The organism is uncultured Campylobacter sp. (assembly GCF_938018145.1).
Classification (GTDB): Bacteria; Campylobacterota; Campylobacteria; order Campylobacterales; family Campylobacteraceae; genus Campylobacter_A.
Genome location: NZ_CALIII010000274.1, coordinates 1 through 4270, shown reverse-complemented (window position 1 = coordinate 4270; position 4270 = coordinate 1). Strand labels below are relative to the sequence as shown.

The following is a 4270-nucleotide window of genomic DNA, read 5'->3' as shown; positions in this document are numbered from 1 at the left end:
GTTACGTCCTGCGCCTTTTGGCTGATGGCATTCATAGAGCTGCTCATCTGCTCGATCGCAGCCGCGCTCTCGTCGATCGCGCTTGCTTGCTTGCTTGCGCCTTGCGTTAGCTCTCTCATAGAGTCGGCTAGCACTTTTGCCTTCTCTTCTAGGCTTTGAGCTTCGCTTAGATTTTCTCTTAGCATGTTGCACACCGCGTCGCCTGCGCTTTGTAGTCCTAGCATCATATCGCGCAGGTCGCTTTCGATGTCGTCTTTTATATCCACGCGGGAGGTGTAGTCGTTTTTATTGTATGCGTTTAGCACAGCGGCGATATCTTTTAAATTTGACGAGATGGAGGCAAAGAAGCGGTTTAGTAGCTCTTTTAGCTCGACTAGCGCAGGGTTGTTAGGCGTCTGGGCGATCTTGGCGCCGAGATTTCCTCTGATCATCTTGTTTGCTACGCCGTTTAGCTCGTCGATCATCGCGCTATCTTTTTTGATACCGTCGATGACTTTGTCGATGTTTTCGTTTATGGCGTAGCTCATTAGTCCAAATTCGTCTTTCGTAGTAACTTTTAGTTTATCAGGAGCTTTTTGCGTCTCGTAAGTGATAAATTTAAACGTATCGTCAAGCTTTTCTTGGATAGTTTTTATCGGGCTTAGCGATTTTTTAAGCAGTACGTAAACAAATAGCGAAAGAGCGATGATAAACACCGCGGCTAATATAAGCTGAGCTTTTAAGAGCGGCAAAGTGTGATTTGAAAAGGTATTCGCACCAATAGCCGCAACCACTAGCCAGCCATCTTTATTTAACTCTAAAACCTTAGCTGTTACGTTTTCGCCTTTAGGATTTACATAAGGAATAAGGCCATTTGAATCAAAATCTTTATTTGCTAGCTTGGTTGATATAGTCTTAGCAAATTCCGGTGTTTTGCCTATAAACTGAGGATCGCTATGGATTAAAACTACGCCACCTTTATTCATTAAATAAATATAACCGTGATCGGTTTTACCCATATCTAAAATTTTCTTACTTAGAGCGTCGATTTGGATATCAAAACCGATCGCGCCTACAAATTTGCCGTCCTTTACGACCGGCGCGGCAAAACTTATAACCAGCGCGTTATACGTAGCGGCTTTATAAGGCTCGGTATAGATAGCTCCGTTTTTAGCTTTTGCATCCATATACCAGCCGCGTTTGCGAGGATCGTAGTTGTCTTTTTCCGGAGTTAGTCTAGTGCCGTCCGATTGGAAAAAATATCCGTCGTCTTCGCGACCGAAAAATACAAACGAAACCAAAGAGTTTGCATTGTCTTTTTGAAATTTAGTCTGCGCCATGTAGGCATCGCCATCGTTATCCGTCTTTGCTACTGCCTGGGCGATTTTGTTCGCAACCTCCATGTAGTCGTGAAAAAACGAATCCGTGACCGCGTCGACGTCTTTTAAAATTTGAGCCTGATTTTGGCTAACGAGCTGAACGACCTTGTTCTCGGCCGTATAATAACTAACCGCCGAAATGGCGGCAAACGAAACGATCAGCGCGACGATGAGCATTAGCGCGATCTTATTCGTGATAGAACGCATTTTCTCTCCTTATATTTTTTCTTAAAATTAAAAAATTATTCTACTACTTTCAAAGTTAAATAAAATTGAAATTTAGCATAAACTTAGCTTTAAAAGCAAAATTTGATCCAAATTTATACAAGTCTGCGAATGAAAATATAAGAAAACCGTTTAAAGCGAAAAAAACGGGGTAAAAAATGGGTAAATTCGTATGAAGAAACGGTATAAATTTAATCCAAATTTATACCGTTCCGAGTTAAATTTAACAGTTAAATTTTAAACGCCTCGCCGAGTCAAATTTAACCCGGCGAGGCTTTATTAAATTTAAGCCGCAAATTTAGTTCGCGGTTTAAATTTAGACGAATTTCGGATCGCTAAACGCCGTTAGCTCAGGCGCCTTGCCCGTAAATTTCTCGATATTTACGAGCGCGGTGTGGCTGATGTTGCCGTTAGCTAGCTTGCTAGTCGGGATATCGATAGTTAGGACGTTTGGCGAGCCGTTTTTGCAAAGACCCGCGTCAAATCCGTCGTACCATACGCCCTCAGCGAGCTTAACGACGCCCTCTTTGATATCTTGCGTCACCAAGGCACCCGCTAGCACTTCGCCGCGCGCGTTAAATACCCTAACCAAATCGCCCGTTTTGATACCTTTTTTCGCGGCGTCTTTAGGGTGTATCCAGATCGGCTCGCGGTTTGCGATCGCGTAGTTTTCGCGCAGAGAGGTTTGGTTTAGCTGCGAGTGGAGGCGATCGGTCGGATGCGGGCTTAGCATGTGTAGCTCGGCAGGTTTATCTTTCATGCCTAGCCACTCGATCGGCTCAAACCACATCGGATGCGCGCCGCAGTCGTCATAGCCCATTTTCTCGATGGTTTCGGAGTAAATTTCGATTAGGCCGCTTGGCGTTCCTAGCGGATTTAGCACCGGATCCTCTCTAAACTCGCCAAATCTCACCCACGTATCGCTCTCAGGCGTCGAGGCAAAAGTTACCGGCTTATTTTCGTTCCAAAACTCCTCAAACGGCTTCATATCGGTTTCAAAATCAGGTATAGCCTTGACCTGCTCGTACGCCGCGCCGTAGTACTCTTTGATCCAGTCAAATTCGTCCTTGCCGTTGTCGGTGTAGGCTACGACTAAATTTTTAGCGTACGCCTTGCAAAGATCGGTGAAAATTTGATAATCGTCGCGCGCTTCGCCGTATTTTTCCACGACTTGCTTCATCGGCACTATGTTCATATTCGAGTAGTCGCCCGTCATCGTTACGTCGTTGCGCTCGTATGCGGTAGTAGTCGGAAATACAATATCAGCCATCTTAGCCGTCGGCGTCCAATAAGCTTCGTTTACGACTACCGTGCGAGGTTTGCGCCACGCTTCTAGCAGGCGGTTCGTCTCTTGATGGTGGGCAAAAGGATTGCCGCCGACCCAGTAGATAAAGTCGATATCGGGATACGTGATTTTCTTGCCGTCGTGATCGATCACTTTGCCCGGATTTAGCAGGGCGTCCGCGATACGAGCGACCGGGAATGCATAGTTTGTCGCCTTTTGCAGCCAGCTTTGACCAGTGCCAGCTACTGCCGCGGCTTTAGCGACGAAGCGGCCGTTTGAGTCAAATTCTCCGCTATCGGTGCCGATAAACTCGCCCTCGTCGTTAAATTTACCCACGCTTGCGCTATTTACTCCGCCGATGACCGCGCCCTTGCAAGTCGGAGCGCCGCCGTTTGAGTAGTGGTAGCTAAGGCCAAAACCTCCGCCGGGAAGTCCGATCTGTCCTAGCATCGCCGCCAAAGTCACCATCGCCCAGTGCGGCTGCTCGCCGTGATGCGCGCGCTGCATACCCCATCCGCTCATTATCATCGTGCGGTTAGCGGCGAAGGTATCTGCAAGCTCTTTTATGAGGCTTGCTTGAAGGCCGCAAATTTTGCTCGCCCACTCCAAATTTTTAGGCGTGCCGTCGGTTTTGCCCAGCAGATACGGCAAGAATTTATCAAAGCCGCTCGTATAGGTCTCGATGAAGTTTTTATCGTATTTGCCGCTCTCGTATAGGTAGTGCATCATGCCTAGCATCATCGCGGTGTCGGTGTTTGGCACCGGAGCGATCCACTGAGCCTTGTCAAAGTACTGCGCCGTATCGCTTCTGATTGGGTCTATTATTATGACCTTTATGTCGCTGCGTTTTTTTAGCTCTTCAAAATACTTAAAGCCCTGCTCGTCGGTGCTAGTCCACGCTATGCGAAGGGTTGCCATCGGGTTTGCGCCCCAGATGACGACTACTTTTGAGTTTTCTAGTACCACAGGCCAGCTGGTTTGCTGCTCGTAGACCTCGATGCTACCCACGACGTGAGGCATGATGATCTGGCTGGCACCCGTGGAGTAGTCGCCTAGCGAGCCCACGAATCCGCCGCTAAGGTTCATAAATCTATGAAGCAAAATTCGCGAGTTATGCACGTTGCCGCTTGATTTCCAGCCGTAGCTACCGGCAAATACGCCCTCTAGACCCTTTTGTTTTCTAGTCTTTTTTAGCTCTCTAGCTACTAGTTTTATCGCGTCCTCGTAGCGTACGCGTACCCAGCCGTCTTTACCTCTTAGCTCTGGTTTTGGCGAGTCCGGATTTTCTAGGTAGCTTTTGCGTACCATTGGGTATTTTATGCGTGATTTATAGACCATGTCGGCGGTGTAGTGTTGCAGCGGATTATACACTTCGCTCGTTTTTTGAAACGGCTCTGATTTT

General features: G+C 47.3%; 2 protein-coding genes. Both read right to left on the bottom strand.

The features are described from left to right. Positions 1-1565 (bottom strand): methyl-accepting chemotaxis protein (locus tag Q0338_RS06360; RefSeq protein ID WP_298086029.1); only part of this gene is annotated, 1565 nt, incomplete at its 3' end. 334 nt (positions 1566-1899) lie between these two features. After that, a partial coding sequence (locus Q0338_RS06355) for a molybdopterin-dependent oxidoreductase (protein ID WP_298086028.1) occupies positions 1900-4270 on the bottom strand: 2371 nt, incomplete at its 5' end.